Source organism: Sphingorhabdus wooponensis, from assembly GCF_003933235.1.
Lineage (GTDB): Bacteria > Pseudomonadota > Alphaproteobacteria > Sphingomonadales > Sphingomonadaceae > Sphingorhabdus_B > Sphingorhabdus_B wooponensis.
The window spans coordinates 1,226,489-1,251,672 of sequence record NZ_RWJI01000001.1; the positions used below are offsets into that span (position 1 = coordinate 1,226,489).

At 55.7% G+C, this 25,184-nt stretch carries 32 protein-coding genes; 16 read left to right on the forward strand and 16 right to left on the reverse strand.

What is annotated here, in order from left to right:
• The first annotated feature begins 14 nt into the window (after positions 1-14).
• Positions 15-1,103, forward strand: coding sequence for a DUF2332 domain-containing protein (locus D7D48_RS06110; RefSeq protein ID WP_245964353.1), 1,089 nt, complete (start codon positions 15-17; stop codon positions 1,101-1,103).
• Here D7D48_RS06110 and D7D48_RS06115 read toward each other — a convergent pair.
• The 3 genes from D7D48_RS06115 to D7D48_RS06125 are packed head-to-tail and all read right to left on the reverse strand — an operon-like array spanning position 1,100 to position 2,878.
• Positions 1,100-2,014 (reverse strand): alpha/beta fold hydrolase, encoded by a 915-nt coding sequence (locus tag D7D48_RS06115; protein ID WP_125230434.1) that lies wholly within the window; start codon positions 2,012-2,014, stop codon positions 1,100-1,102. The two genes, D7D48_RS06110 and D7D48_RS06115, sit on opposite strands and share 4 nt — an antisense overlap.
• 23 nt (positions 2,015-2,037) lie before the next feature.
• Positions 2,038-2,556, reverse strand: a complete 519-nt coding sequence (locus D7D48_RS06120) for a hypothetical protein (protein WP_125230435.1) — start codon at positions 2,554-2,556, stop codon at positions 2,038-2,040.
• A gap of 43 nt (positions 2,557-2,599) precedes the next feature.
• Positions 2,600-2,878 carry a BolA family protein gene (locus D7D48_RS06125; protein ID WP_185739791.1) on the reverse strand — a complete coding sequence of 93 codons (279 nt, stop codon included), beginning with the start codon at positions 2,876-2,878 and terminating at the stop codon, positions 2,600-2,602.
• A gap of 43 nt (positions 2,879-2,921) precedes the next feature.
• On the opposite strand from D7D48_RS06125, the gene D7D48_RS06130 reads away from it, so the two are divergent.
• From D7D48_RS06130 to D7D48_RS06175, 10 genes are all read left to right on the forward strand, one after another.
• Entirely contained in the window at positions 2,922-3,518 is a 597-nt protein-coding gene (locus tag D7D48_RS06130) for a J domain-containing protein (protein ID WP_125230436.1), read from the forward strand.
• 10 nt (positions 3,519-3,528) lie between these two features.
• The gene (gene cobS / locus D7D48_RS06135; protein ID WP_125230437.1) at positions 3,529-4,524 is read left to right on the forward strand and encodes a cobaltochelatase subunit CobS; all 996 of its coding nucleotides are present in this window, start codon (positions 3,529-3,531) and stop codon (positions 4,522-4,524) included.
• A gap of 39 nt (positions 4,525-4,563) precedes the next feature.
• Positions 4,564-5,100 (forward strand): peroxiredoxin, encoded by a 537-nt coding sequence (locus tag D7D48_RS06140; RefSeq protein ID WP_125230438.1) that lies wholly within the window; start codon positions 4,564-4,566, stop codon positions 5,098-5,100.
• Positions 5,100-6,296: an alpha/beta hydrolase gene (locus tag D7D48_RS06145; protein WP_125230439.1), complete on the forward strand. Its 1,197-nt coding sequence runs from the start codon at positions 5,100-5,102 to the stop codon at positions 6,294-6,296. The genes D7D48_RS06140 and D7D48_RS06145 overlap by 1 nt, the downstream gene beginning before the upstream one ends.
• Positions 6,296-8,110, forward strand: a complete 1,815-nt coding sequence (gene cobT, locus D7D48_RS06150; RefSeq protein ID WP_125230440.1) for a cobaltochelatase subunit CobT — start codon at positions 6,296-6,298, stop codon at positions 8,108-8,110. Before D7D48_RS06145 ends, cobT begins: the two co-directional genes overlap by 1 nt.
• Positions 8,111-8,222: 112 nt before the next feature.
• On the forward strand, positions 8,223-8,798 hold the full coding sequence (locus tag D7D48_RS06155; RefSeq protein WP_185739792.1) for a methyltransferase family protein: 576 nt from the start codon (positions 8,223-8,225) through the stop codon (positions 8,796-8,798).
• A gap of 69 nt (positions 8,799-8,867) precedes the next feature.
• The gene (locus D7D48_RS06160; RefSeq protein ID WP_125230442.1) at positions 8,868-9,539 is read left to right on the forward strand and encodes a nitroreductase; all 672 of its coding nucleotides are present in this window, start codon (positions 8,868-8,870) and stop codon (positions 9,537-9,539) included.
• An 85-nt stretch (positions 9,540-9,624) separates the two neighbouring features.
• Positions 9,625-11,061: a cysteine--tRNA ligase gene (gene cysS / locus D7D48_RS06165; RefSeq protein ID WP_125230443.1), complete on the forward strand. Its 1,437-nt coding sequence runs from the start codon at positions 9,625-9,627 to the stop codon at positions 11,059-11,061.
• Positions 11,058-12,002 (forward strand): D-2-hydroxyacid dehydrogenase, encoded by a 945-nt coding sequence (locus tag D7D48_RS06170; RefSeq protein WP_125230444.1) that lies wholly within the window; start codon positions 11,058-11,060, stop codon positions 12,000-12,002. The genes cysS and D7D48_RS06170 overlap by 4 nt, the downstream gene beginning before the upstream one ends.
• Positions 12,003-12,004: 2 nt before the next feature.
• A complete protein-coding gene (locus D7D48_RS06175; protein ID WP_125230445.1) occupies positions 12,005-12,394 on the forward strand; it encodes a nuclear transport factor 2 family protein in 390 nt (129 codons plus the stop codon).
• Between the two features lie 85 nt (positions 12,395-12,479).
• Here D7D48_RS06175 and groL read toward each other — a convergent pair whose 3' ends face one another.
• From groL to hisB, 6 genes are all read right to left on the reverse strand, one after another.
• Positions 12,480-14,135 (reverse strand): chaperonin GroEL, encoded by a 1,656-nt coding sequence (gene groL, locus D7D48_RS06180; RefSeq protein WP_125230446.1) that lies wholly within the window; start codon positions 14,133-14,135, stop codon positions 12,480-12,482.
• 120 nt (positions 14,136-14,255) lie between these two features.
• Positions 14,256-14,543 (reverse strand): co-chaperone GroES, encoded by a 288-nt coding sequence (groES, locus tag D7D48_RS06185; protein WP_125230447.1) that lies wholly within the window; start codon positions 14,541-14,543, stop codon positions 14,256-14,258.
• A 164-nt stretch (positions 14,544-14,707) separates the two neighbouring features.
• Positions 14,708-15,466 (reverse strand): imidazole glycerol phosphate synthase subunit HisF, encoded by a 759-nt coding sequence (gene hisF, locus D7D48_RS06190; RefSeq protein ID WP_125230448.1) that lies wholly within the window; start codon positions 15,464-15,466, stop codon positions 14,708-14,710.
• Positions 15,463-16,191, reverse strand: coding sequence for a 1-(5-phosphoribosyl)-5-[(5-phosphoribosylamino)methylideneamino]imidazole-4-carboxamide isomerase (hisA, locus tag D7D48_RS06195; protein ID WP_125230449.1), 729 nt, complete (start codon positions 16,189-16,191; stop codon positions 15,463-15,465). Before hisA ends, hisF begins: the two co-directional genes overlap by 4 nt.
• On the reverse strand, positions 16,188-16,799 hold the full coding sequence (gene hisH, locus D7D48_RS06200; RefSeq protein WP_125230450.1) for an imidazole glycerol phosphate synthase subunit HisH: 612 nt from the start codon (positions 16,797-16,799) through the stop codon (positions 16,188-16,190). The genes hisA and hisH overlap by 4 nt, the downstream gene beginning before the upstream one ends.
• 3 nt (positions 16,800-16,802) lie before the next feature.
• Complete coding sequence (gene hisB / locus D7D48_RS06205; protein ID WP_125230451.1) at positions 16,803-17,390, reverse strand: imidazoleglycerol-phosphate dehydratase HisB; 588 nt, start codon at positions 17,388-17,390, stop codon at positions 16,803-16,805.
• A gap of 93 nt (positions 17,391-17,483) precedes the next feature.
• Here hisB and D7D48_RS06210 point away from each other — a divergent pair, with 93 nt between their 5' ends.
• From D7D48_RS06210 to gmk, 4 genes are all read left to right on the forward strand, one after another.
• Entirely contained in the window at positions 17,484-17,960 is a 477-nt protein-coding gene (locus D7D48_RS06210; protein WP_125230452.1) for an SspB family protein, read from the forward strand.
• Positions 17,957-19,345 (forward strand): class II fumarate hydratase, encoded by a 1,389-nt coding sequence (gene fumC, locus D7D48_RS06215; protein ID WP_125230453.1) that lies wholly within the window; start codon positions 17,957-17,959, stop codon positions 19,343-19,345. Before D7D48_RS06210 ends, fumC begins: the two co-directional genes overlap by 4 nt.
• A 129-nt stretch (positions 19,346-19,474) precedes the next feature.
• Positions 19,475-19,669, forward strand: coding sequence for a hypothetical protein (locus tag D7D48_RS06220; protein WP_125230454.1), 195 nt, complete (start codon positions 19,475-19,477; stop codon positions 19,667-19,669).
• A gap of 69 nt (positions 19,670-19,738) precedes the next feature.
• Positions 19,739-20,392 carry a guanylate kinase gene (gene gmk, locus D7D48_RS06225; RefSeq protein WP_125230455.1) on the forward strand — a complete coding sequence of 218 codons (654 nt, stop codon included), beginning with the start codon at positions 19,739-19,741 and terminating at the stop codon, positions 20,390-20,392.
• Positions 20,393-20,413: 21 nt separating this feature from the next.
• Here gmk and D7D48_RS06230 read toward each other — a convergent pair whose 3' ends face one another.
• From D7D48_RS06230 to crcB, 7 genes are all read right to left on the reverse strand, one after another.
• Positions 20,414-20,890, reverse strand: coding sequence for a DUF3429 domain-containing protein (locus D7D48_RS06230; RefSeq protein ID WP_125230456.1), 477 nt, complete (start codon positions 20,888-20,890; stop codon positions 20,414-20,416).
• Positions 20,891-20,956: 66 nt separating this feature from the next.
• A complete protein-coding gene (locus D7D48_RS06235; protein ID WP_125230457.1) occupies positions 20,957-21,658 on the reverse strand; it encodes an ATP12 family chaperone protein in 702 nt (233 codons plus the stop codon).
• The gene (locus D7D48_RS06240; RefSeq protein WP_125230458.1) at positions 21,655-21,894 is read right to left on the reverse strand and encodes a hypothetical protein; all 240 of its coding nucleotides are present in this window, start codon (positions 21,892-21,894) and stop codon (positions 21,655-21,657) included. Before D7D48_RS06240 ends, D7D48_RS06235 begins: the two co-directional genes overlap by 4 nt.
• Entirely contained in the window at positions 21,891-22,553 is a 663-nt protein-coding gene (locus D7D48_RS06245) for an HAD-IA family hydrolase (RefSeq protein ID WP_125230459.1), read from the reverse strand. The genes D7D48_RS06240 and D7D48_RS06245 overlap by 4 nt, the downstream gene beginning before the upstream one ends.
• Positions 22,550-23,149, reverse strand: coding sequence for an FMN-binding negative transcriptional regulator (locus tag D7D48_RS06250; protein ID WP_125230460.1), 600 nt, complete (start codon positions 23,147-23,149; stop codon positions 22,550-22,552). Before D7D48_RS06250 ends, D7D48_RS06245 begins: the two co-directional genes overlap by 4 nt.
• Complete coding sequence (locus D7D48_RS06255) at positions 23,149-24,402, reverse strand: RluA family pseudouridine synthase (protein ID WP_125230461.1); 1,254 nt, start codon at positions 24,400-24,402, stop codon at positions 23,149-23,151. Before D7D48_RS06255 ends, D7D48_RS06250 begins: the two co-directional genes overlap by 1 nt.
• Entirely contained in the window at positions 24,399-24,776 is a 378-nt protein-coding gene (crcB, locus tag D7D48_RS06260) for a fluoride efflux transporter CrcB (RefSeq protein WP_125230462.1), read from the reverse strand. Before crcB ends, D7D48_RS06255 begins: the two co-directional genes overlap by 4 nt.
• Positions 24,777-24,952: 176 nt before the next feature.
• Here crcB and D7D48_RS06265 point away from each other — a divergent pair, with 176 nt between their 5' ends.
• Entirely contained in the window at positions 24,953-25,138 is a 186-nt protein-coding gene (locus D7D48_RS06265; RefSeq protein WP_125230463.1) for a hypothetical protein, read from the forward strand.
• The last annotated feature ends 46 nt before the right edge of the window (positions 25,139-25,184 follow it).

The following is a 25,184-nucleotide window of genomic DNA, read 5'->3' on the forward strand; positions in this document are numbered from 1 at the left end:
GCGGAAAGGGCAATATGGCAGAAAATATAGCATCGGATGAATTCGGGCGCGGCGTCATGGATGATGCCCGTGTGGCAGAGGGCATAATGGTTCAGGCCGAACATTGCCGTCGCAACAATGCACCCATTACCGAAAAGATCGTGATGGCACAGCTTGCCTTGATGCAAGGCGATACATCAGTAGGAAAACGTATCGCAAATTGGCTAGGCTTGCCGCTGGAAGACGCCCTACCCTTGCGACTGGCGGGCGGGCTGCATCATCTGCACCTGACAGGCGCGGATGATCGCTTAGACCCGATTTATCGCGGCGAAGTAACGGATCAGGCCGAAGTAGACGCCATAATTGCCGCGATTACGCATGACCATGACGCGCGCTTGCTGCCATGGCTTGATGGTCCACCCCAGACCAATGAGGCAGGGCGTTCCGCCAATTTCATGGCCGCCTTGCTATGGTTATCTCCCAAAATCGGAGCGCAATTTGAACTGAATGAACTCGGCGCGAGCGCAGGCATCAACAGCATGATGGACCGATATCATTATGACTTAGGCGGCGTCACTATCGGGCCAGAAAACTCTCCGATGCACATTAGACCCGATTGGCGTGGTCCACCGCCACCAGATTCGCCTGTGACCATTGCCCACATTCATGGCTGTGATCAGGCACCCATTGATTTATCCGATCCTGCGTCCGCATTGCGCGTAAAAAGCTATGTCTGGCCTGAAAACCTGGACCGGCTGGCACGCATGGACGCAGCGATTGCCCTTGCCGCTGAGCTGCCGCCCAATGTCGTAAAAGCCGATGCGCTCGATTGGGTATTGCAGCGCCTATCTGTACTGCAAGACCTCCAAGTTGCGCGCATATTCAACCATTCGATTGTGTGGCAATATATTCCCGAAGTCCGGCGCCAGAAAATCCGCGCAGCGATAGAAGCCGCTGGACAGAAAGCAACGCCAGAACGCCCGCTCGCTTGGATCATGCTCGAAACCAATCGCGAAACTTTCAAGCATGAGCTATCGGTCAAATATTGGCCTGGCCCCGATGCGTGGCATTTGCTGGCCGAAGCACATGCCCATGGCGCGTGGGTAAACTGGCGCGGCGATTAGGCCAAAAATTTGCTCATCGCCGCGTTTACGGCATCGGGTTGTTCCCAAATAACGAAATGTCCGCAATCCGCGACGGGCGCGATTGTCACATTGGGAACAAGTTTCTCTATGCCATCAATATTGCTCGGCGGCAAAGCCAGGTCATCCATCGCCCATATTACTAAGGTCGGGATCATCAGCGGCGGAAATGCGCCTGCTGCGAAGGCAGGGATTTCCGCATCTTCATCCATCGCGGGCACATATATCGCGGACGCGCGATACCAGTTCAGCATGCCGAAGCAGGTGTCGCGGTCGTTCCAATCGGCGAGCAACGCAGCGCGTTCCTCTGGCTCCATCGCATTTGGCTTGTCCCATTTTATTGTTTTCAACAACAAACCGGTAAGGCCATGTTCCTGCACCACAGCGTCATTCGCCGGATCACGAAAGGCGCGAATATATTGGCTGGATTCGCGCTGGTTCATGTCGGTGATCAACAAGCGCTGAAAAATATAGGGATGCGGCGCATTAGCGATAATCGCACGTGGCACACGCCCAGCCCAAGCTGGATTAAGCGCACCGGCCTGCCCGTTCAATGCAACGCTCCACGCAATCGCGCCACCCCAATCATGGCCCGCAATGATGAATTGTTGCACATGCAAGGCATCCGCCAGCGCAAAGATATCGGCGGTCAGCTTGTCTGCGGTATAGGCATCGACCTGTTTGGGCTTTGACGTCCCACGATAGCCGCGCTGATCGGGCGCGATGCAATAAAAGCGGTCGGCGAAATGCGCGATTTGGTGCCGCCATGTGCGGTGCGATTCGGGAAAGCCATGCAGGAAGATAATCGCCGGATTTTTGGGATTACCGGCCGTAAATACATCCATGTCTATGCCCGTCGACAGCGACAGGCGGTGCGGAGAAAGTTCGATCATGTCATTTGGCCCCGTTGCTTAGCTTAGCTGACCCGCTTCACGCGGATGCCTTTGTTGTCTATTACAAGCAGATAGCTATTTAAGGCAGCGCGCTTTATTTTGAACTTCTTACCGTTTTTCAGGAATGCCGAAGATGCCTCCGTCGTCTGCCAAGTTCCTGCATCCACTGCAGTAAACTGATAAATGCCATAAGGCAGGGCCTGAACATTGGCCAACTCGCCTTCAATTTCTTTAAATTCATTGGCCTGATCCTCAGAACTTTCGCCGAAGAAAGCAATGTTGGGCAATGCAAAGCCAAATAACGATTTTTTCGTCTTTCTCACATCGCCCTGATCTAACATTACGATCTGGCGTTTCGAGGTCGCAGTTTCCAGCGCCCTCGTCGCGATATCAAAACATTGCAGTCGTGCCGCCGCGTCGGTTACTGAACGGCAGGCCATAATATCGGTATACACCTTCGGATGAACATTTTCTTTCTCCGCAGCATAAACCGATGGGACATATATTGCAGCGAGCATAATAGCATAGGTCAGCTTGATCATAGGTTTATCTCCGCTGTGTACTGTTATGTGCGTCGTAAATTAGCTAAATTTCGCCGGGTGCACTAGCCTTGATGGCCAGCGCATGGACCCGGGTTCCGGGAATATCCCCCAGCGCCTTGTTCACCATACGCTGTCGCATCAGGCGGGCAACACCTGCAAAAGCCGCGCTTTCAATTTCGATAGTGAAGTGGGATTCACCGGACCCATCATCGCCACTATGGCCATGATGTTTGGCGCTGTCGTTGATGACAGCAAGGCGAGTTGGCGCGAATGCTGTTTCAAGCAGCATTTCCATTTCCAATTGTGCAGGACCTTTTTTCATGCCCCACTCTTCCCATATGGCACGTTTTTCGCCAAGGAAAATCATGTCCTCCGACCGTTCCACTGACCGATTTCACGGCCGCATTCACGGTTCAGGGCGGCCATGCGCCTATCCGCGCTGCGACGAAGCGGGGGAATTTCGCGCGCCTGATCCGCAGGGACAGGCCGCGTCGGCCAATGGCCCTGGCGACTATCAATATCTCTGCCTTGACCATGTGCGTCAGTTTAACGCGGGCTATAACTGGTTTGCAGGCATGACTGCCGATGAAATTTCCATGGCGCAAAGCCCGGTCCAATTCTGGCCAAGCGAGACACGCGCCTTTCGCGCCAATGGCAATGTCGATTCGCCGCCAAAATGGGCGGACTTTAAAGACCCGCTAGATGCTATCTCCACCCGGTTCCGGTCGCGCCTTCCTAAAGAGCGGGCCGATGGCCAATTTCTGTCGCCAGAGGACCGCAAAGCCTTGCGGACGCTAGGGCTTAGAGAGGATGCTGACCGCCGCGCCCTGCGTAGCGCCTATTCGGCGAAGGTGCGCGCATATCATCCGGACAAAAATGGCGGTAACCGCTCCTATGAAAAGGCTTTGCAAGACGTGATTGCTGCCTATACGCACCTTAAAACTTCGCCCGCTTTCATTTGACGAGAATAACATGACTGACATCCCGAATATCCAACCCGACAGCCGCGACGCGACAATACTTGCGGCCCCCGACAAAATGGTCAGCGTGCGCGAATTGTTCGGCATTGATGTGGATATGGAATGCCCCGCTTTCTCCATTGCCGACGAACGGGTGCCGGACACTGACCCAAGCTACGTTTTCGACCCAGACACCACCCTCGCGATCCTTGCGGGCTTTGCGCATAACCGGCGCGTAATGGTGCAAGGCTATCACGGCACGGGTAAATCGACGCATATCGAACAAGTTGCCGCCCGCCTGAAATGGCCATGCATCCGCATCAACTTGGACGCGCATATCAGCCGTATCGACCTAATCGGACGTGACGCCATTGTTTTGCGCGATGGGCAGCAAGTGACCGAGTTCCGCGAAGGCCTGCTGCCTTGGGCGTTGCAGACACCAACAGCATTAGTGTTCGACGAATATGACGCGGGCCGCCCTGACGTGATGTTCGTGATACAGCGCGTTTTGGAAACCGAGGGTAAGTTGACCCTGCTCGACCAAAACCGCGTCATTCGTCCAAACCCCTATTTCCGATTGTTCGCCACAGCCAACACCGTTGGCCTTGGCGATACCAGCGGGCTGTATCATGGCACGCAAGCAATCAACCAAGGACAGATGGACCGGTGGAACATTGTCGTCGGCTTAAACTATCTACCAGCGCAGGTTGAAAGCGAAATCGTTTTGGCCAAGGCCTCGGGCACTGACGCCGCCACCGTCGCCAATATGGTGAAGGTCGCCGAAATGACTCGTCAAGGCTTCATCAATGGTGATATCTCTACCGTTATGAGCCCGCGCACCGTTATCACTTGGGCGCAGAACACCGCGATTTTCAAAAATGTCGGCTTTGCCTTCCGCCTGTCATTCCTCAACAAATGTGATGATGCGGAACGTGCCTTGGTCGCCGAATATTATCAGCGCGTATTCGGCCAAGATCTGCCGGAAAGCGTCGTTGGCAAAGCAAAATAAGTATCGGCTATTTCGCCACTTCAGTTGAAGGAACGCATTATGAAACGCTTCGCACTGGCCCTCGCACTTATGCTGTCGGCATCACCGGCCTTTGCCGCGTTGAAAACCGGAACACGCGCAACCGATTTCACGACGCAAGCCGTGCTCGCCGGAAAGGCCGACACCTTCAATCTGAACAAGGCTTTGAAAAACGGTCCAGTGGTGCTGTATTTCTATCCCAAAGCATTCACGTCAGGCTGTACAGTTGAGGCGCATGAATTTTCCGAAGCCGCAGACGACTTTGCCGTTTATGGCGCGTCGATTGTTGGCATGTCAGCGGATAATCTGGAGACGCTAAAGCGTTTTTCGGTTGAGGCCTGCCGTAACAAATTCATGGTCGGTATTGCGACCAAACCCATGATCAAAAATTACAAGGTAGGCCTACCAATGATGGGCGGCACCAACCGCACAACTTATGTCATCGCGCCCAATGGCACAGTGCTGTTTTCCTATTCGCAGCTTGGCGTGAAGGGCCATGTTTCCGGCGCGCTGAACGCGGTAAAGGCATGGCATGCGGCGAACGCCAAGCGGAAGTAATGCGTAAGCTCTCTTTCCTGCTTTTGCCCATGCTCCTGTCGGGTTGCACTGTGGCCGTCGCATATGGCGATGTGCCGCATAATAGGCTGGTGGAAAATCCGCGTTGCAATCCATCGCAGAATGATAATGCGGCAATAGCCGGAAAAGACCATTTCATCGTCACCAGCCGCCTGCCCGACTGCCGCGATGATACGATCATTTTAACCAACCACAGGACCGATCGGGTGCGCTACGCCCGCTTTGCGCCACCGCAAAAGATAAAGCCTTTAAAACGCGATGCGCAGATGGTTGTGCCACTTGCATTCCAACCGGAGGATGCATGGTGGGATAGCCTGCGCGATGCGGCAAACCTGCGCAAGGGCCGTGTTTTATTATATGTCCACGGCTATCGGGAAACGTTGCAAACGACGGCGCGCGACGCGGTGCAGATCGGCGCGATGAGTAATTTTGACGGACCAATCATCCATTATAGCTGGCCCTCGCAAGGCAATTTGTTCAGCTACGCCGTTGATGAAACCAACATGTATTGGGACGAACGCAATTTCCGCAATTTCCTGACCAAATTGGCGCGGACGGAGTGGGTAAAGGAAGTCGTAATCGTGTCGCATTCGCTTGGCGCACGGCTTGTTATTCCGGCAGTTGAATATGTTGACCGCACTTCGACCAACGCCGACTCCAGCAATATTTCCAATATCATTTTAGCTTCACCCGATATGGATCGCGAAGATTTCGAACGCGACATAGCGGAAGAAATCCTCGCCGCACGACGTGTTAACAATGACCGGAGAGTGACCGTCTATGCTTCGTTAAGCGACCGCGCACTGGCCTTATCACGCGCGGTACATGGTTATCCGCGTTTGGGATCGCCTTACTGCTTCAGCCCTTTTGAAGCACGGGAATTAAAAGCCAAGGGCCTTCCGCAACGCTGCTTTGCCACGAAGACGAAATATCAAACCGAGCTCGCCAAAACCGGCTTCACCATTATCGACACAACCGACGTTTCCGGCGGCGGCACAGGGCATAGCGATTATTTACGGAGCTTTGCCGTCTGCAAGGATTTTGCCGCCGTTGTGAACGGCGCGCGCACGACTGAAGACCGCGTGGCAACCAAGGATGCCCATGTCTTCACGCTGCGTCCGCCCGTAAAACCAAAGAAAGAAGACATTGCCGCGATGTGCAAGAGTTTGCCCGATTAATGTCCAACGAAAGCCCTCTTGAACAATTTAAACAAGTGCTGACCGGTACCGCCCGTGCGCTCGCGCATGAGCCGGAGGTGGAATTAGCCTTCACCGCCGATGCGCCAAGCCAAGCGGGTAAGAATTTCAAAGTACCCATGCCGGGCCGCCTGCTTCCGCCCGACCAAGTGGCCGAGGCCCGCGGCTTTGCTGACAGCTTTGCGTTGAAGTTGAAGCATCATAATCCCGCGCGCCATGCGGCCTTGCGTCCATCCGAAGTCATTGCAGGTGCTGCCTTTGATGCTGTGGAAAATGCACGGGTTGAGGCGCTGGGCTCGCGCAATATGGCAGGCATCGCCGCCAATCTTGGCCATGCGCTTGAACTCAAAATGCGCACCGACCCGATTGCCCGCGCACAAGCCCCGGACGAGGTTCCGATCTCGACGGCCTTATCGTTGATCGTCCGCGAACGGCTGACCGGCGCGCCCGTGCCCGCCGCCGCCGCCGCTGGCGTCGATATGCTGCGCGGTTGGATTGAGGAAAACGCCGGAAGTGACCTTGATGCGCTGGCGATGGCGTTGGACGATCAAAGCGCCTTTGCCGCGCTGACCCAGTCCATGCTGGAACATCTGAACCTTACTGAAGGTGACGTTGATCCGTCCGAGGCCGACGAAGGCGGGGACGATGCCGAGGATGCCGAAGATCAAGACGGCGACAGCGAAGATGATGGCGAAGGCGAAGCTGGCCAAGCTGAGGCCCGCGCGGAACCGCAGCAAGGTGAAGGCGAAGAGACTGAAGCCGATTATGACGGCGAAGATATGGACGACCAAGATGGCGCCGATGGCGAAATGGGCGATGACGGGATGCAGCCTGTCACGCCACAGCGCCGCAATTGGGACCATTTGCCTCAGAGCGATTACAAGATTTGGTCGACCAAATATGATGAAACAATCACCGCGACCGAGCTTGCCGACGAAGAAGAGCTGAACCGGCTGCGCGCCTATCTCGACCAGCAATTGTCCAACCTGCAATCGGTGGTAACAAAACTCGCCAACCGCCTGCAGCGCCGCTTGATGGCGCAACAAAACCGCAGTTGGGATTTCGACCAAGAAGAAGGCATGATTGATGCCGCACGGCTGGCGCGCATCGTGGTGTCGCCGGGCAGCTCGCTGTCGTACAAAGTCGAACGCGAAACCGATTTCCGCGATACGGTGGTCACCTTACTAATCGACAATAGCGGCTCGATGCGCGGACGGCCGATTAGCATCGCCGCGATTAGCGCCGACATTTTGGCGCGCACCTTGGAACGCTGCGGCGTCAAAACCGAAATATTGGGCTTCACCACTCGCGCGTGGAAGGGCGGGCAAGCGCGCGAAGACTGGCTCGCCGCCGGACGCCAGCCCATGCCCGGTCGCCTCAACGACTTGCGTCATATCCTTTATAAAAAAGCCGACGAGCCATGGCGGCACGCCAAGCGCAATCTGGGCCTGATGATGCGCGAAGGGCTATTGAAAGAAAATATCGACGGAGAGGCTCTGCTCTGGGCACATAATCGCCTGATCGCCCGCGCCGAAGACCGCCGTATATTGATGGTCATTTCGGACGGCGCGCCGGTGGACGACAGCACCTTGTCGGTCAACCATGGCGGCTATCTGGAACAACATTTGCGCAAAGTCATCGAAATGATCGAAACGCGCAGCCCTGTCCAACTGGTCGCCATCGGCATCGGCCATGATGTGACGCGTTACTATAAACGCGCAGTGACGATCATGGACGTTGAACAGCTGGGCGGCACGATGATTGAACAACTGGCGGGATTGTTTGATGAAGAGTAATGTTTTTACAGAACAAGTGATTGTTTTATAAACATTTTATAAAATCATAATATTGCAACTAATGTGGTGTGATGATAAATTATTTCTCATCATTGGAGGGAAATTATCCATCATGTCAGCATTATTTGCCTTTTTTATTGTCTTTTTTGCGATAGCGCTCGTGCTTCCCACGGTGCGGGTTTGGCGTCAAACGGGTATAAATCCGGTCGTATTGCCCCGAAGTGACGATGTCGCAGGTTTTGTGGGCACATATTTCAAGCTGCTTATTATCTTCCTTGGTACGTATCTTTTACTCGGTACCTTAAATGTTGTGCGCCCCATTGGCCCGATCCTTCTTCCAGACCATGCGTCTATTGTTGGATGGTGCTTGTTAACCGCCAGCATTTTTTGGGTGGTGATTGCGCAATTCCAAATGGGCATATCATGGCGCGTAGGTATTGATACCGAAACAAAAACCGCCTTGATCATCCACGGGCTTTTCCAAATTAGCCGCAATCCGATTTTTCTGGGAATGATGATGCAGTTGGTCGGTTTGTTCCTTGCCCAACCCGATGCCATTACATTTGCTATCTTGCTGACTGGCTATGTCCTGATTTCAATACAAATCCGCGGTGAGGAACAACATCTGATGAATATCCACGGCATGAATTATCGCGAATATTGCGCTAAAGTTCGCCGATGGATTTAAACTGCACTTGCAATTCCCTGCCGGGGTGACATTGTTTAATCAAACGATTAAACCTGCGGGGAAATATAGATGAACGTTACCGAAGCCGTCGCCTCACGGCGCTCTGTCCGGCAATTTCTGGATAAGCCTGTAGATCAAGCAATCCTCGAACGCGTGCTCGCCAAGGCACAGCGTGCGCCATCGGGCGGTAATACGCAGCCTTGGAATGCCGTCATATTGACAGGCGCACCGCTGGCGGATTTGACTGCTAAGATCAAGGCGAAAGCCGCCACAGCGCCAATGGGTGATGGCCATGAATATGACATTTACCCTAAAGACTTAGAAGGCCGTTATGAAGAGCAACGGCGCGGTGTGGGCAAAGCGATGTTCGATGCGCTTGGGCTCGCCCGCGAAGACGGTGCGGGCCGCGTCGCGCAGATGATGAAAAACTGGGACAGCTTCGGCGCGCCCGTGCAATTATTCACCTACACCCGCAAATATATGGGCCCACCGCAATGGTCGGACATGGGCATGTGGCTGCAAACCGTGATGCTGTTGCTGCGCGAAGAGGGCCTCGACAGTTGCGCGCAGGAAATCTGGGCGATGTATGGCACGACGATGCGCGCACTGCTGAACATTGACGATGACCATATCTTCTTCTGCGGCATGGCAATTGGCTATCGCGACGCAGACGCCGCCGTGAACAGCTTCACCGTTCCGCGCGTGGAGATCGATCAAGCAATACGCTGGGACGGATTTTAGCTATTTGTGAAGCGGCGCTGTTATCCTCCCCACGTGTGACGACGAGGTTCTTGACCTCCGCACCCATTTCCAGCATCGCGGCGCTATGACTGAATTGCGCCTCTTCAACAGCCTGACCCGGCAACTGGAAACCTTCACCCCTGTCCATGCGGGCGAAGCGCGGGTGTATACGTGCGGGCCGACGGTGTATAATTACCCGCATATCGGCAATATGCGCGCTTATGTCTTTGCCGACACGTTGGGCCGCGTGTTGTCCTACGAGGGCTATAAGCTTACCCATGTCATCAACATCACCGATGTCGGCCATTTGACCGACGACGCTGATGCGGGCGAAGACAAGATGGAGAAAATGGCGGCGGAGAAAGCCCAGTCGATCTGGGATATCGCCCGCCATTATACCGAAGCTTATTGGGAAGACATCAAGGCGCTGAACATTCGACAGCCTGCGCACTGGTCGATTGCCACCGATTATGTCCCCGCCATGATCGATTATGCCAAAAGCATCGCCGACAAGCATTGCTATGAACTCGACAGCGGCCTGTATTTCGACACCTCAACTGTCGCCAATTACGGCGCATTGGCCCGCGCCAAAACCGAGGACGGTGCCAATGCTCTGGGGGCACGTATCGAAGAGGTCGAAGGCAAACGCCACGCGGCGGATTTCGCCATCTGGCGCAAGACGCCTGTCGGTGAAACGCGGCAGATGGAGTGGGATAGCCCATGGGGCAAAGGCGCGCCGGGCTGGCATCTGGAATGTTCGGTCATGTCAGAGGCGTTGCTGGGCCTGCCCTTCGACATCCACACTGGCGGCATCGACCATCGCGAAATCCACCACCCCAATGAAATCGCGCAAAACCAAGCGCGCTGCGGCAGTGACCATAGCGGCGCCCGTTTTTGGATGCACAACAACTTCCTGATCGAACGCAGCGGCAAGATGAGCAAATCGTCAGGCGAATTTCTGCGCGTGCAACTGCTCATCGATAAAGGCTTCCACCCCCTCGCCTACCGCCTGATGTGCCTGCAAGCGCATTATCGCAGCGAACTGGAGTTTAGCTGGGAGGGTTTACAGGCAGCGTTTGTGCGGTTGAAGCGCATGGTGATGGCTTTAACGTCTGACACGGCTCCCGGCGAAGGAGATATTACAGAGCGCGAAGTTGCATATCGGAACCGGTTTGACGATGCGATCTCAGACGATCTTAATACGCCGAAAGCCATCGCAGTATTTGAAGAAGTGTTGAGTGCTGCGGGTCTTGGGCCGAATTATCGCCGCTCGATTGCAGCCCAAATGGAAGCTGTCCTCGGCCTTAACCTAATGGCCGTCACCCGTCAGGACCTCCGTATCCGTCCAAAAGCCGCCATCATCACCGAAGAAGAAATAGAAACCGCCCTTGCCGCCCGCAAAGAGGCCCGCGCTGCTAAGGACTTCGCCAAGTCCGACGCGATCCGCGACGACCTCATCGCCAAGGGCGTTGAAGTCATGGACGGCGACCCTCTGGGCTGGGATTGGAGACTAGATATATGACCAAAACGAAACTCGTAATGTCGGGCCTTGTGCGTCCGTTGATTGAACCGCGTTTGCCCGGCTGGATTGAACCGCATTTCTTCATGTCGAAAGACGAAGCGCTGAATCTAGCGCCGCAGGCAGAGATTGGCTGGTTCGACATGTACGACAAAGGCGACATGGCCACGGTCATTGGCGCCGCCACCCAAATGAAATGGCTAAACAGCATTTATGCGGGCGTCGACGGCATGCCGCTCGCGCAGTTGAAGGCGCAAGGCTGCGTTGTCACCAATGGCGCGGGCATTAACGCGATCACCATCGCCGAATATGTGGTGATGGGCATGCTGACCGTTGCCAAAAACTATCGCGAAGTCGTGCGCGCGCAGGAACGCCGCGAATGGTTGCTGGATTCGCCGGGCAAGGTTGAACTGTTCGGATCAAAGGCCTTGCTGCTGGGCTATGGCGCGATTGGCAAGCTGATCGAAGAACGCCTCAAACCCTTTGGCGTCGATGTGACAGTGGTGCGCCGCTCGGCGGGACCAAATACGCTAACGCCCGACCAATGGCGCGCGGTGTTGAGGGATTTTGACTGGGTCATCCTCGCCGTTCCTGCGACGCCGGAAACCGACAATATGATTGGCGCAGACGAGCTTGCCGCGATGAAACCCAGCGCAACGCTCATCAACATCGCGCGCGGATCTGTGGTGGATCAGGACGCATTGATCACCGCATTACAAACCAAACAGATCGCCAACGCGTTTCTGGACGTCACCACGCCAGAGCCATTGCCTGCAGACCATGTGCTTTGGACGCTGGATAATGCCCATGTAACCATGCATTTGTCCGGCCGCGCGCAGGACAAGATGTTCGTCCGCTCGGCGACTCGCTTCTTTGAAAATCTCGAACGTTATCGCACAGGCGCAGCGCTTGAACCAATGGTTAACCTCGACTTAGGATATTGATCATGCCTAACCCCGCCGAAATCTGGCACACAGTCGCCTTGTCACGCGATGTCGACACCATCGCCGCGATCTTGCACGATGATTGTATTTTCGAAAGCCCCGTCGTCCACACGCCGCAACTGGGCAAAGCCATCACCGCCAAATATCTTGCGGCGGCGGGGCACACGCTGGGTAATGCCGAATTCAAATATGTCGGCGAATGGCACCGAGAAAACAGCGCGATTCTAGAATTCGAAACTGTCATCGACGGCGTTGCCATTAACGGCGTTGATATGATCACCTGCGACGATGACGGCCTGATCACCCACTTCAAGGTCATGGTGCGCCCGTTAAAGGGCATGAACATGCTGCACCAGAAAATGGGCGAAATGTTGCAGCAAATGACGCGCTGATTTCCTAACGACACCTCCACAACAAAAAGGCCGGAAGGTTTCCCCTCCGGCCCGTTTTGTTTCAGCGTGCGCTGAGGGTTTGGACTTAGAAGTCCATACCGCCCATGCCGCCCATTCCGCCCATGCCGCCTGGCATGCCGCCGGCGCCCGCAGGCTTGTCTTCTGGTGCGTCGGAGATAGCCGCTTCAGTGGTGATCAACAGACCAGCAACCGATGCCGCATCTTGCAACGCGGTACGCACAACCTTGGTTGGGTCGATAACGCCCGCAACCACGAGGTTTTCATACACATCGGTTGATGCGTTGAAGCCCATGGTTTCGTCATTTTCGCGCAACAGATTGCCCGAAACAACCGCGCCATCATATCCAGCGTTGGCTGCGATTTGACGCAATGGAGCGACAATCGCCTTGCGGATGATGTCGACACCGCGTGTCTGGTCGTCATTGGCGCCCTTGAGGCCTTCGAGAGCCTTGGTAGCGTACAGAAGTGCTGTACCGCCGCCTGGGACGATGCCTTCTTCAACGGCTGCGCGGGTTGCGTGCAACGCGTCGTCAACGCGGTCCTTGCGCTCTTTCACTTCAACTTCGGTCGAACCACCGACCTTGATCACGGCAACACCGCCGGCGAGCTTCGCCAAACGCTCTTGCAGCTTTTCACGGTCATAATCGCTGGTCGTGTTTTCGATTTGCGCACGGATCGCTTCTACGCGGCCCTTGATCGCATCGGTTTCGCCAGCACCGTCGACGATGATGGTGTTGTCCTTGTCGATGGTGACGCGCTTAGCTTGGCCAAGCATGCCCAAGGTAACGGTTTCCAGCTTGATGCCGAGATCTTCGCTGATCATTTCACCCTTGGTGAGGATCGCGATATCTTCCAACATCGCCTTGCGACGATCGCCAAAGCCAGGTGCCTTCACCGCAGCAATCTTCAAGCCGCCACGCAGCTTGTTGACGACCAAAGTAGCAAGCGCTTCTCCTTCAACATCTTCAGCGATGATGAGCAATGGACGACCCGACTGCACCACAGCTTCGAGAATTGGCAACATGGCTTGCAAGTTGCCGAGCTTCTTTTCGTGGATCAGGATATAGGGATTGTCCAACTCGACCGACATTTTTTCGGTGTTGGTGATGAAATATGGCGACAGATAGCCACGGTCGAACTGCATACCTTCGACAACTTCAAGCTCGCTTTCACGGCCCTTAGCTTCTTCGACGGTGATGACGCCTTCCTTGCCAACCTTTTCCATGGCGTCTGCAATCATCTTACCGATTTCAGCTTCGCCATTGGCAGAGATTGTGCCGACTTGTGCGATTTCCGCAGAACCCGCAACGGGCTTCGAACGCTTAACAAGATCAGCAACAACCGTGTTTACAGCCGTGTCGATACCGCGCTTCAGGTCCATTGGGTTCATGCCCGCTGCAACCGACTTCATGCCTTCGCGAACGATTGCTTGTGCCAATACGGTTGCAGTGGTCGTGCCGTCACCAGCCGCGTCATTAGCCTTGCTAGCCACTTCGCGCAGCATCTGCGCACCCATATTTTCGAACTTATCCTTCAGTTCGATTTCCTTGGCGACAGTAACGCCGTCCTTGGTGATGCGCGGTGCGCCAAAGCTTTTGTCGATGACAACATTGCGTCCCTTTGGACCCAAAGTTACCTTCACCGCATCGGCGAGGATGTCTACGCCGCGCAGGATGCGTTCACGCGCATCGCGGCCGAATTTCACGTCTTTAGCAGCCATGATATTTTTCCTTTAGTGAGTTAATCTCTGATTTCTTGTCATCCCGAAAGTGCTTCAGGATGATACGCCAATGTCTTGGTTATCCCGAAACACGTTCAGGATGACGATGGCTAAGTGCGCTTAGGAAACGATTCCCAAGATATCCGATTCCTTCATGATCAACAGGTCTTCACCGTCAATCTTGACTTCGGTGCCCGACCATTTGCCGAACAAAATCTTGTCACCGGCCTTAACGTCAAGCGCGGTTACAGTGCCGTCATCGGCGCGTGTGCCTGTGCCAACCGAGACGACTTCGCCTTCTTGTGGCTTTTCCTGAGCTGTATCAGGGATGATGATCCCGCCAGCGGTTTTTGCTTCGGCCTCGACCCGACGGACGAGAACGCGATCATGCAATGGACGAAATGCCATGTTGAACTATCCTTTTTCTGTTTCGCCATCCCGCCACTTCTGCATGAAGCAGAGGACGGCAATGAATATACGTTAGCACTCATACAAGGCGAGTGCTAACGGAGCCCAGATAGGGTCTTTTTGTGACAGGTCAAGGACTCGTCACGCAGATTTTTTCAGAAATTTTAGCCGCGCGCTGGCAAGCCTGCTGCCCGCAACGCCGCATGTGCATCCGCAATGCTATATTGGCCGAAATGGAATATCGAAGCTGCCAGAACCGCGCTTGCATGACCTTCGCGCACGCCAGCGACCAGATGGTCGAGATTGCCAACACCGCCGCTCGCCACCACCGGAATATGGACAGCATCAGCAATTGCGCGGGTGAGCGCAAGGTCATAGCCGTCGCGCGTGCCATCGCGGTCCATACTCGTCACCAACAATTCGCCCGCGCCAAGGTCGGCGAGCCTGACGGCATGCTCCAGCGCGTCAATACCGGTTGGATTTCGGCCACCATGGGTGAAGATTTCCCAGCGATCGCCTGTGCGCCGCGCATCCACTGATGCCACCACGCACTGACTGCCGAAACGCGTGGCGATGTCGGCCACAAGCTCAGGCCGCGCCACAGCAGCGCTGTTAACCGCGACCTTATCTGCGCCCGCCAGCAATAATGCTCGCGCATCCTCTGCGCTGCGCACGCCGCCGCCCACGGTCAGCGGCATGAAACACACCTCCGCTGTGCGCCGCACGACATCAATGATGGTGGCGCGTCCCTCATGGCTTGCGCCGATGTCCAAGAAGCATAGCTCATCGGCGCCGGCGGCATCATAAGCTTGCGCTTGTTCCACCGGATCGCCCGCATCGCGTAGGTCTACGAAATTGACGCCCTTGACCACGCGGCCATTGGAGACGTCGAGACAGGGGATCACGCGGACGCGAACGGTCACGCGCGTTCCGCCGCTTTGATCGCCGTTGCGAGATCCAGTCGTCCATCATAAATCGCACGGCCCGTGATGACGCCTTCAATGCCGTCTTTGGCATGGCGCGCGAGCATATGGATATCGTCTATCCCCTTCACCCCGCCGCTGGCGATCACCGGAATCTGCACCCGCCGCGCCAAATCAACCGTTGCGTCGATATTGCATCCGGTCAGCATCCCGTCGCGACCAACATCGGTAAACAGGATGGACGCAACGCCCGCATCCTCAAAACGGCGCGCCAGATCGATGACCGGCATGTCGGATTTCTCCGCCCAGCCTTCGGTGGCAACAAATCCATCGCGCGCGTCAACGGCAACGACAATGCCATCTGTAAATTCGCGCGCCATTTCCTTCACAAAATTTGGGTCTTTCAGCGCCGCAGTACCAATGACGAGCCGGGCCACGCCCATGTCGAACCAACGCTCCACTGTCTGCGTATTGCGAATGCCGCCGCCCAATTGGATATAGCCAGGGAAATTTTCGATAATCCCTTCCACCGCTTCGGCATTTTCTGGCCGTCCGGCGAATGCACCGTCGAGATCAACCACATGCAGAAATTGCGCACCCTGCTCGGCAAAGAGCATCGCCTGCGCCGCTGGGTCATCGGCATAGACCGTCGCGCGGTTCATATCGCCTTCGGCCAAGCGGACAACTTCGCCACCCTTTAGGTCAATCGCAGGGAAGACAATCACGGCATCCACTCCAAAAAGCGTTTCAGAAAATTGATGCCATAGGCCTGGCTTTTTTCGGGGTGGAATTGCACACCCATAATATTGTCACGCCCGACCGCCGCCACCAAAGCGCCACCATGGTCAGTTGTGGCCAGCACATCGGCGGCATCCGCTGCATCAAAATGATAGCCATGCAGAAAATAAGCTTCGCCGCGCTTTATCAATGGCGCGCCGTCATGGGGCACGACATCATTCCAGCCCATATGCGGGATTTTCAGCTCAGGCGCCGGCGCAATCGCGCGCACCGTACCGCCGACCCAACCCAGCCCGCGCGTAGTGCCATGTTCAACGCCTTCATCGGCGAGCAATTGCATACCGACACAAATGCCCAAAAATGGTGCGCCCTCACCCCGAACACGCTGTTCCATCGCGGCGATCATGCCGTCAATGGCGGACAAAGCCTCCATACAATGGGCAAAGGCGCCGACACCGGGCAGAACAATACGCTCGGCCTTGGCCACAATATCTGGATCAGCGGTCACGCGAATGTCGCGCGCGCCCGCCGCCTTCAACGCATTATGCACCGAATGCAGATTGCCTGCGCCATAATCAATCAGCGCAAGTGACACGGCCTACAACGTGCCTTTAGTCGACGGAATAGCATCTGCCTTGCGCGGGTCGATCTCAACCGCTTGCCGCAGGGCGCGGGCCAAAGCCTTATAACAGCTCTCAACAATATGATGGTTGTTCGAACCATATAGATTTTCGACGTGCAACGTGATGCCCGCGCTGGTGGCGAAGCTGTGGAACCAATGTTCAATCAGTTCCGTGTCCCATTCGCCAAGCCGCGGCATGCCAAGCGATACTTTCCACACAAAATACGGACGGCCCGAAATGTCGAGCGCGCAGCGCGTCAGGGTTTCGTCCATCGGCGCATAGGCCGTGCCATAACGGGTAATGCCGCGCTTATCGCCCAATGCCTGCAACACCGCCTCGCCAATGGCGATTCCGGTATCTTCGGTCGTATGATGTTGGTCGATGTGCAGATCGCCTATCGCCTTCACCTTCAAATCGATGAGCGAGTGGCGCGACAATTGCTCCAACATATGGTCCAGAAAGCCAATGCCTGTGGACACGTCATATACACCACTGCCGTCGAGGTTGACCTCAACATCAATGGACGTTTCGTTCGTCTTACGACTGATAGAGCCTATACGCATGGCCGCCGATATAGCCGCACTAGCGCATTTGGCAAGTTGACTTGCGGCAATAAGCGTCTTGATTTCGGGCGTCCGGCGGTCCACCTAGAAGGCATGACTGAAGAGCATGTTGATAGCCTGATTCCTTATGATGACGTTGTGCAAGAGGCATTGCGCGCGGTGGTGGGCCGTGTACTCGGCAATGTGGCGCGCGATGGCCTACCCGGCGATCATCATTTTTACATTACATTCAAGACGCAAGCGCCCGGCGTTTCCATTCCGCAACATCTGCATGAACGCTTCCCCGATGAAATGACCATTGTGCTCCAGCACAAATATTGGGACCTGAAGGTGGAGGCCGAACATTTCGAAGTTGGCCTGTCTTTCAACCAAATTCCATCGCATCTGTTCATCCCTTATTCCGCGATCACCGCCTTTGTGGACCCGGCCGTGGACTTCGCACTGCAATTCCATGTGGACGCAGGCGAAACCGCCCCCGAACCCCATGAAGAAGCCGGTAATGACGGCCCTTCGGTTGTCATTGAAGATGGCTCAAACGTCGTCAGCGTGGACTTCGGACGGAAAAAGTGACGGGGCAAACCCGCACGGAAACTGACAGTTTTGGGCCCATTGAAGTCCCTGCAGACGCTTATTGGGGCGCGCAGACGCAGCGCAGCATCGTTAATTTCCCCTTCCCCGCGCATGAACGCATGCCGATGGGGATTGTACATGCGCTGGCATTGGTGAAACAAGCCGCATCGCGGGTGAACCGCAAATATGGGCTGGATGCAGGATTGGCAGATGCGATTGAGGCCGCTGCCGCGGAAGTGGTCGCCGGAAAGCATGACGATCAATTTCCGCTGACCATCTGGCAAACCGGTAGCGGTACCCAATCAAACATGAATGTGAATGAGGTGATAGCCGGGGTCGCCAATGAGGCATTGACCGGAACGCGTGGCGGCAAATCGCCCGTGCACCCCAATGACCATGTGAATATGAGCCAATCGTCGAACGACAGTTTTCCCACGGCGATGCATGTGGCTATCGCCATGGCGGCACGCGACCAATTGCTCAAGGCCGTGCGGGGATTAGCGGCAGCATTTGCGGTCCATAGTGAAAATTGGGCCAATATCGTCAAAATCGGACGCACGCATATGCAAGATGCGACGCCGTTGACATTGGGCCAAGAATTTTCGGCCTATGCCGCCATGCTCAGTGACAGCGCAGACCGGATTGTTGGCATATGGCCACGGCTTTCACGGTTGGCGCAAGGTGGCACTGCGGTTGGTACCGGCCTGAACGCGCCGCAAAATTTCGGTATAGATTTCTGCTCGGAACTCGCCCTATTGACCGGCGGAGTGCCATGGGTCAGCGCGCCGAACAAATTTGAAGCTTTGGCGTCACACGACACGCTGGTCGAAATGTCCGCCATCTTGAATACCCTCGCAGTCTCCCTGACAAAGATTGCCAATGACATTCGCTTGCTGGGTTCCGGTCCACGTTCCGGACTTGGCGAGCTCATTCTGCCCGAAAATGAACCGGGCAGCTCGATCATGCCCGGTAAGGTCAACCCGACGCAGTGCGAAATGCTGACGATGGTGGCCGCACAAGTCATCGGCAATCATCAGGCGGTGACGATTGGCGGACTGCAGGGGCATTTGCAGTTGAATGTGTTTAAGCCATTGATCGGCGCAAATGTCCTGCGTTCGATTGAACTGCTCGCCATCGGCATGGACAGCTTTGCCACCAACTGCGTCGCTGGCCTTCAACCCGACCGCGCACGCATCGCGGACTTGCTCGACCGCTCGCTCATGCTGGTGACCGCACTTGCCCCCATCATTGGTTACGACAATGCCGCAAAAATCGCGAAACAAGCGCATCGCGACGGAACCACCTTGCGCGCAGCCGCATTGGCATCCGGTCTGGTTGACGAAGCCACTTTTGATACCCATGTTCGTGCAGAAGACATGGTTTAATCTTTATTACTCGTCATCCTGAATTCATTTCAGGATAACAAGCGACATTGATGTGTTATCCTGAAACAAGTTCAGGATGACGAGTTGATGGAATCACGGATACGAAATTTAAGGGATCGGAAACATCTCATGTTAAAATCCATTGCAGGGGCCGTTATCGGCGAAGTTATCGGCCGTAAGAAGGGTCATGGCTTGCTGGGTGCAGGCATTGGTCTGGTGGCCACGCGGATAGCGACGCGTTCGATTCCAGGCCTATTGCTGGTCGGCGGCGCAATTGCGGCCAAAACCATTTATGACAAAAGCAAAGAGCGTAAGGACGCCTAAGCTGCTTTCGTCCACCACGGACTACGCTTCCCTCTTGACGCCGCCCTGCCCTTTCGCGCAGTAGCGGCTATGGCCCATACTGACCCACATAAGCCGCATGAATTGGAGCGCCGCGGTCTCCTCTTCGTCCTTTCGTCGCCCTCCGGTGCTGGCAAATCCACACTTTCGCGCATGTTGCTTGATGCGGACGACAAAATCGCTTTATCGGTCTCCTACACAACCCGCCCTCCTCGACCTGGCGAGATTGAAGGTGTGCATTATCATTTCACCGATGTCGCAACATTCAAACAAATGGCGGCTGACGGTGAATTTCTGGAATGGGCGCATGTCTTTGGCAACCGTTATGGCACGCCCAAAGGCCCTGTGGAGGAAAAGCTTGCAGCGGGATGCGATGTTCTGTTCGATATCGACTGGCAAGGTGCGCAGCAATTATATCAAGAGGCTGGCCCCGACGTCGTTCGCGTCTTCATCTTGCCGCCATCGATTGACGAGCTGGAGCGCCGATTATTCAGCCGCGCGCAGGACAGCGAAACCGTCATTTCCGACCGCATGAGCCGTGCAAAGGCCGAAATCGGGCACTGGGATGGCTATGACTATGTGCTCATCAACGATGACGTGCAGGCCTGTTTTGAAAAAGTGCGGCAAATACTCGCCGCCGAACGCATGAAAAGGCGGCGGCAAAAGGGCCTTATCGGTTTCGTGCGCGATCTCGCGGCGTCTTAGGGTCGCCACTTAAGCCACAACTTAAGCCAATCCCGCGAGCAACAGGGTCAATCCGCCCAGTCCAAGCGACAAATGCCAGCGCAGCTTCATCCAGCCCACAGGCAAGGCACAATGTGCGCCGAGCCAGCGATCCCCCAAGGGCGATAGCAGCAGGAAAAACCCAAGCCACGCCAAAGACGGGCCGGGCCAACTCAGTCCCCAAATCCACGGCACATAAGTTGCCAGCGCCAACAGGCTGGGCGCAACGGCCAGCGCGAATATGCCATTAGCCGACGCATCATCTGTGCGGGTGGTCATGCCCAGCGCCCACCACATGCCGCCGATAAAGCTGAAAATAAATGCGGCATAGCCATATGCCAAGGCAAGGCCAGTCCATTGATATTCGGAACCCGATAGCACCATCGCAGCGGCAATGACCTGCGGCAATAATCCGGCATAGCCCGCGATAAAGGCGGCCTTTGGAATGGGGCGTAGAGTGAAAGTTGCGCTGTCGGTCATGGCTTTTTCCTTGGATGCACCACATGCTTACACGCTGCACAAAACCCCCGTGAGATGGGTTTTCACCTATGTTCCGGGTGTCAGCAGGTCGAGAAAGCGTGCGGCCGCCATAAATTCGCCTTCGCGGTCACTCCGGTTTTTTTGCGCCCAATGGTCGGCGCCCCATAATTCTTCCTGCCAAAGCTCGTCCAAGCACGCGGCTTTCCATATGTCTTCAGGCGTGCCTGCGCGCTCAATCACCGCCAAGGTTGCAACAAGCGACCCCGACAAATGCGCAAGCTTCGCCATCGCTGCCAGCTCAAATGCCCCGCGTGCCGCAACTGCTCCGCGCAATATCTCCAGCGTTGCGGCAGATTGCGGCTGGTGCATGATGCCTTCAACAATCACAAAGCTGATGTCATAGCGCCCTTGCGCCCAATGTAGCCAAGGGTCCCAAATCTCGGCCTGCCGATCGGCCAAAGCCTCACCTGCCGCCGCGCGATAACAAAAAAGATCCGTTTCACCATAAGCGGCAATGGCGGCGGCAAAACCAGCATGATCCGGCGCGATCCGGTCAATGGCGGCATTGGCAAAGCCCGTCACGGGCATCAATGCGGGGTTCAGCGTTTTTTCCACTGCTTCCCACTCGGCCACGACAGCATCCGCCATTTTCTGCGTCGGCAGCGCAAGTGCATTGCCCGTGGGTGTCTTTACCGGTCGCCCGTCGAGCCGGACCGCTTGGCCCGATGGCGTGGGTTCAAGCGTAACCTCTTTCCAAAAACGCCTCATTGATCCGGCTTACTTTTCCATCTTTTGGAGAGGAATACAGGCACCAAAAGAAAATTGAGCATCCCGACGGCAAACAACAGATAGCCTGCTGCCTTGGGAATTCCAAACGCCTCCCGCGCGATAGCTGCAAGGCCAACCACCAACATGATTGCGCCCGTAATCCGGCACAGATTGATCACCAAAAAGCGATATTGCGCCTGCATTTCTGCGCGGGCCTTGTCATCCATTGGCGTCATGCAAAATCCTTTAGATAGGCCTTCAGATCATCCATGTTTTCGGCGATATAGTCTGCGCCTGCTGCGCGCAACTCTGCAACGCTGTGATAGCCCCAATTGACGCCCACCGTTCGCGTTCCGGCAGCGCGGCCCATATGAATGTCATATACCGTATCACCGATAACCACCGCATCGCTGGCGTCCGCACCGGCGTCGGCCAATGCCTGATACACCATTGACGGGTGCGGCTTGGACGGGTGACGGTCGGCGGTTTGCAGCGTCACAAACAGGCCCTTAATCGCATGATGGTCCAGACAGCGGATCAACCCGCGATCCGATTTGCCTGTCGCCACACCCAGTAACCATCCGCTTTCATCCAATTTCGACAATAAGGCCGCCATACCATCATAAAGCGGTTCATCAACGAGGCCATTGTTGCGCAATGTCATGAACGCCGCACGATAATGTTCGGCCAAATCATCATGGGTTTTGGCATCGGCATGGGGCAACAACACCCGCATCGATTCCACCAAAGACAGGCCAACCACGCGCCGTATATCATGCCGCAGCGGTGGTGGATGCCCCGCGCCTTCAAACGCATGCTCCATCGCCATGCAAATATTGGCTTGGCTATCAACCAAAGTCCCGTCGCAATCAAATATGGCCAACTTCACCGTCACGGCAGACGGCGCATCATATCAGCGATATCGCGCTTACCCGCCTGCTCGGCACCATCGGCCGCGGCGTTGCGTGCTGTGTCGGGTTTATTTTGCCCTAATTTGCGCGTGCCGCGCCACGCGGTGATGTCCATATGAAAACCCAATATGCCCCGAAGCATTTTTTCAAAATACCCATCGGCCATTTTCGACCGATCCCAAAGCGGCTTTGGCGCCAATTTCGCTTCCTGAAATAGGCTCAGCGCATCGGATTGGGCGATGAGTTCGTCCTGCGTCATTTGGCGCATGTTACCTTGCATCTCTATGGCGCAATAGTTCCAAGTGGGCACTTGATTATCCATGCCATACCAATCTGGGCTGATATAACCGTCCGGACCGTTGACAACAAACAAGGCTTCCGCGCCATCCAGATATTGGGTCATCGCGTTGTTGCGCGCGATATGAAAACCAATGCGGTTTTCTGCCAAGAAAACGAACGGCAAATGGGCAACGCGCGGGCCCTGCGGGGTGGCCATAAAAAGCGTGCCAAAGCCTATATCCTGCGCAAAAGCACGCAGCGCCTCAGTATCATCCCAAGCAAAGGCGGCGTTGGGGTGCATTAAGCCTTCGTCCTTGGTGCAACTTTCTTCTTCACAGGTGCCCTCTTTGCTGGCGCTTTACCCGCCACGGCTTTCTTGATCACAGGCTTTTTCGCCGCGATTTTCTTACCGGCGGCCATTTGGCTGCGTTTGTTATCCTTGGGCTTGTCGGACACCGAACCACGCGAACGGCGTTCGCCCTTGCGTTCTTTACGGGCCGATTTGGCGATATTGGCCGCAACGCGTTTCTTGCCTTCGGCGGTTTCGCTGAATTTGGGTGCGTCAAGCACTAAGGCATCGCCCATTTCAATGTCGAAGCCCAAATCGTCAAAGCTGGCCGCCATATGCGGCGGCAGGTCGGCGCGGACGTCGATTTGATGGCCCGACGGGTGGTCAATGCGGATGCGGCGGGCGTGCAAATGCATCTTACGGCTGATCGTGCCTGTCAAAAACGCGTCCTTGCCGCCATATTTGCCGTCACCGACAATCGGGTGGCCGATTGCGGCCATATGTACACGCAGCTGATGGGTGCGGCCTGTATAAGGCTGCAATTCGACCCATGCGGTTGCATTGCCTGCGCGTTCAACAATACGATAGCGGGTGCGCGCGGATTGCCCGTCTTTTTCATCGACATGCATTTTTTCGCCGCCGCTACCCGGTTGCTTACCGATTGGCAGGTCAATGAAACCATCGGCAATATCGGGCACGCCCACGACCAAGGCCCAATATACTTTGCGCGCGGTGCGCGATGAAAATGCCTTGGCAAAATGCCCTGCCGAACGCGATGTCCGCGCCAGCAACAGCGCGCCCGATGTATCCTTGTCCAATCGGTGGACAAGCTTTGGCCGGTTATCAAGCTCAAAGCCCAAGGCATCCAGCAAGCCGTCGACATGGTTCTCGGTCTTGGTTCCGCCCTGCGTTGCCAACCCTGCTGGCTTGTTGATCACCAAGGCCGCATCATCCTTATGGATGACCATGCTCAGCGCGAATTCCATTTCGTCTTCAGTCAAATCGCGACGCTTACGTAACGGCCGCGCGCTGGAGGATGCAGAGGTATCCGCAGGTGGAACACGCAATGTCTGGCCGCTCAGCAACCGATCGCCCGGCGTCGCGCGCTTACCATCGACGCGTAATTGCCCCGTGCGCGCCCAACGCGACACGATGTTGAACGACGCGTCGGGCAAATGCCGCTTGAACCAACGGTCCAACCGTATGCCATCATCATCGGGGGCCACGACAAATTGCCGTATGCCTTTTTCGTCATTCTTACTCATGCCCAAATTGCCTTTGCTATCGCCATCCCGGCGAACACAGCGCCAAGCGCCAATAAGATCGACGCGAGCGCATAGAGGGCCGCCATGCCCATCTGCCCGCGTTGCACCATCTGCGCCATTTCCAATGAAAAGGCACTGAAGGTCGTAAACCCGCCCAAAACGCCCACACCCAGAAACAAACGCAACGGTTCCGCCGCATTGTCCCCACGCAGCAACCATAATGCCAACATGCCCATGCACAGCCCGCCAACAACATTTGCGACAAAGGTCGGCCATGGCCAACCAGCCGCGCCGACTGGCAAAGCGCGAGACAGGCCATAACGCAAGGCTGCGCCCACAGCTCCGCCCGACATGACAAGGATGATGGGGTTCATGCCTGCGCTTTAGCGGCGGTGAATGTTAAAAGCCAGCCAAAGCAAACGGGCGGGCGTCAACCTAAACAAGGCCAACGGAATCCATCACGCCTCGCCGACGCAGAGGAAACATGATAAGCACCTTTCTCCGCGCGCACGCCACCCTGCCGCGCCATAAGATGTTCTAAGGAAAATGCATGATCCCCTTTGTCAATATGACTGACGCGCGCGGCCAAAAAATCTCGGTCAATCCTGAAATCGTGCAATTTGTCCGCGCAGCCGACAATGCGGATGATGAATGCTTGATCGTATTTGGAAAGGATCAGCTGCTCCGCGTGCGCGGCAGCCTCGATGAAGTCACCAACGCCTTACGCCACGGCTAATCGCGGGACGCACCCGTGCGCCACGAACCCGCCTTTGGTTGGTTCG

Excerpts from the sequence above, each read along its gene's own strand:
- D7D48_RS06175 (WP_125230445.1), top strand. The coding sequence starts at position 12,005 with ATGCCTAACCCCGCCGAAATCTGGCACACAGTCGCCTTGTCACGCGAT.
- D7D48_RS06115 (WP_125230434.1), bottom strand. The coding sequence starts at position 2,014 with ATGATCGAACTTTCTCCGCACCGCCTGTCGCTGTCGACGGGCATAGAC.
- D7D48_RS06120 (WP_125230435.1), bottom strand. The coding sequence starts at position 2,556 with ATGATCAAGCTGACCTATGCTATTATGCTCGCTGCAATATATGTCCCA.
- D7D48_RS06130 (WP_125230436.1), top strand. The coding sequence starts at position 2,922 with ATGTCCTCCGACCGTTCCACTGACCGATTTCACGGCCGCATTCACGGT.
- cobT (WP_125230440.1), top strand. The coding sequence starts at position 6,296 with ATGTCCAACGAAAGCCCTCTTGAACAATTTAAACAAGTGCTGACCGGT.
- D7D48_RS06250 (WP_125230460.1), bottom strand. The coding sequence starts at position 23,149 with ATGCACCCCAACGCCGCCTTTGCTTGGGATGATACTGAGGCGCTGCGT.
- hisB (WP_125230451.1), bottom strand. The coding sequence starts at position 17,390 with ATGCGTATAGGCTCTATCAGTCGTAAGACGAACGAAACGTCCATTGAT.
- crcB (WP_125230462.1), bottom strand. The coding sequence starts at position 24,776 with ATGAACCCCATCATCCTTGTCATGTCGGGCGGAGCTGTGGGCGCAGCC.
- D7D48_RS06140 (WP_125230438.1), top strand. The coding sequence starts at position 4,564 with ATGAAACGCTTCGCACTGGCCCTCGCACTTATGCTGTCGGCATCACCG.
- D7D48_RS06235 (WP_125230457.1), bottom strand. The coding sequence starts at position 21,658 with ATGAGGCGTTTTTGGAAAGAGGTTACGCTTGAACCCACGCCATCGGGC.
- groL (WP_125230446.1), bottom strand. The coding sequence starts at position 14,135 with ATGGCTGCTAAAGACGTGAAATTCGGCCGCGATGCGCGTGAACGCATC.
- D7D48_RS06160 (WP_125230442.1), top strand. The coding sequence starts at position 8,868 with ATGAACGTTACCGAAGCCGTCGCCTCACGGCGCTCTGTCCGGCAATTT.
- cobS (WP_125230437.1), top strand. The coding sequence starts at position 3,529 with ATGACTGACATCCCGAATATCCAACCCGACAGCCGCGACGCGACAATA.
- D7D48_RS06125 (WP_185739791.1), bottom strand. The coding sequence starts at position 2,878 with ATGAAAAAAGGTCCTGCACAATTGGAAATGGAAATGCTGCTTGAAACA.
- D7D48_RS06220 (WP_125230454.1), top strand. The coding sequence starts at position 19,475 with ATGTTAAAATCCATTGCAGGGGCCGTTATCGGCGAAGTTATCGGCCGT.
- gmk (WP_125230455.1), top strand. The coding sequence starts at position 19,739 with ATGGCCCATACTGACCCACATAAGCCGCATGAATTGGAGCGCCGCGGT.
- groES (WP_125230447.1), bottom strand. The coding sequence starts at position 14,543 with ATGGCATTTCGTCCATTGCATGATCGCGTTCTCGTCCGTCGGGTCGAG.
- cysS (WP_125230443.1), top strand. The coding sequence starts at position 9,625 with ATGACTGAATTGCGCCTCTTCAACAGCCTGACCCGGCAACTGGAAACC.
- D7D48_RS06145 (WP_125230439.1), top strand. The coding sequence starts at position 5,100 with ATGCGTAAGCTCTCTTTCCTGCTTTTGCCCATGCTCCTGTCGGGTTGC.
- D7D48_RS06265 (WP_125230463.1), top strand. The coding sequence starts at position 24,953 with ATGATCCCCTTTGTCAATATGACTGACGCGCGCGGCCAAAAAATCTCG.
- D7D48_RS06155 (WP_185739792.1), top strand. The coding sequence starts at position 8,223 with ATGTCAGCATTATTTGCCTTTTTTATTGTCTTTTTTGCGATAGCGCTC.
- D7D48_RS06170 (WP_125230444.1), top strand. The coding sequence starts at position 11,058 with ATGACCAAAACGAAACTCGTAATGTCGGGCCTTGTGCGTCCGTTGATT.
- D7D48_RS06110 (WP_245964353.1), top strand. The coding sequence starts at position 15 with ATGGCAGAAAATATAGCATCGGATGAATTCGGGCGCGGCGTCATGGAT.
- D7D48_RS06210 (WP_125230452.1), top strand. The coding sequence starts at position 17,484 with ATGACTGAAGAGCATGTTGATAGCCTGATTCCTTATGATGACGTTGTG.
- D7D48_RS06255 (WP_125230461.1), bottom strand. The coding sequence starts at position 24,402 with ATGAGTAAGAATGACGAAAAAGGCATACGGCAATTTGTCGTGGCCCCC.
- D7D48_RS06230 (WP_125230456.1), bottom strand. The coding sequence starts at position 20,890 with ATGACCGACAGCGCAACTTTCACTCTACGCCCCATTCCAAAGGCCGCC.
- D7D48_RS06240 (WP_125230458.1), bottom strand. The coding sequence starts at position 21,894 with ATGACGCCAATGGATGACAAGGCCCGCGCAGAAATGCAGGCGCAATAT.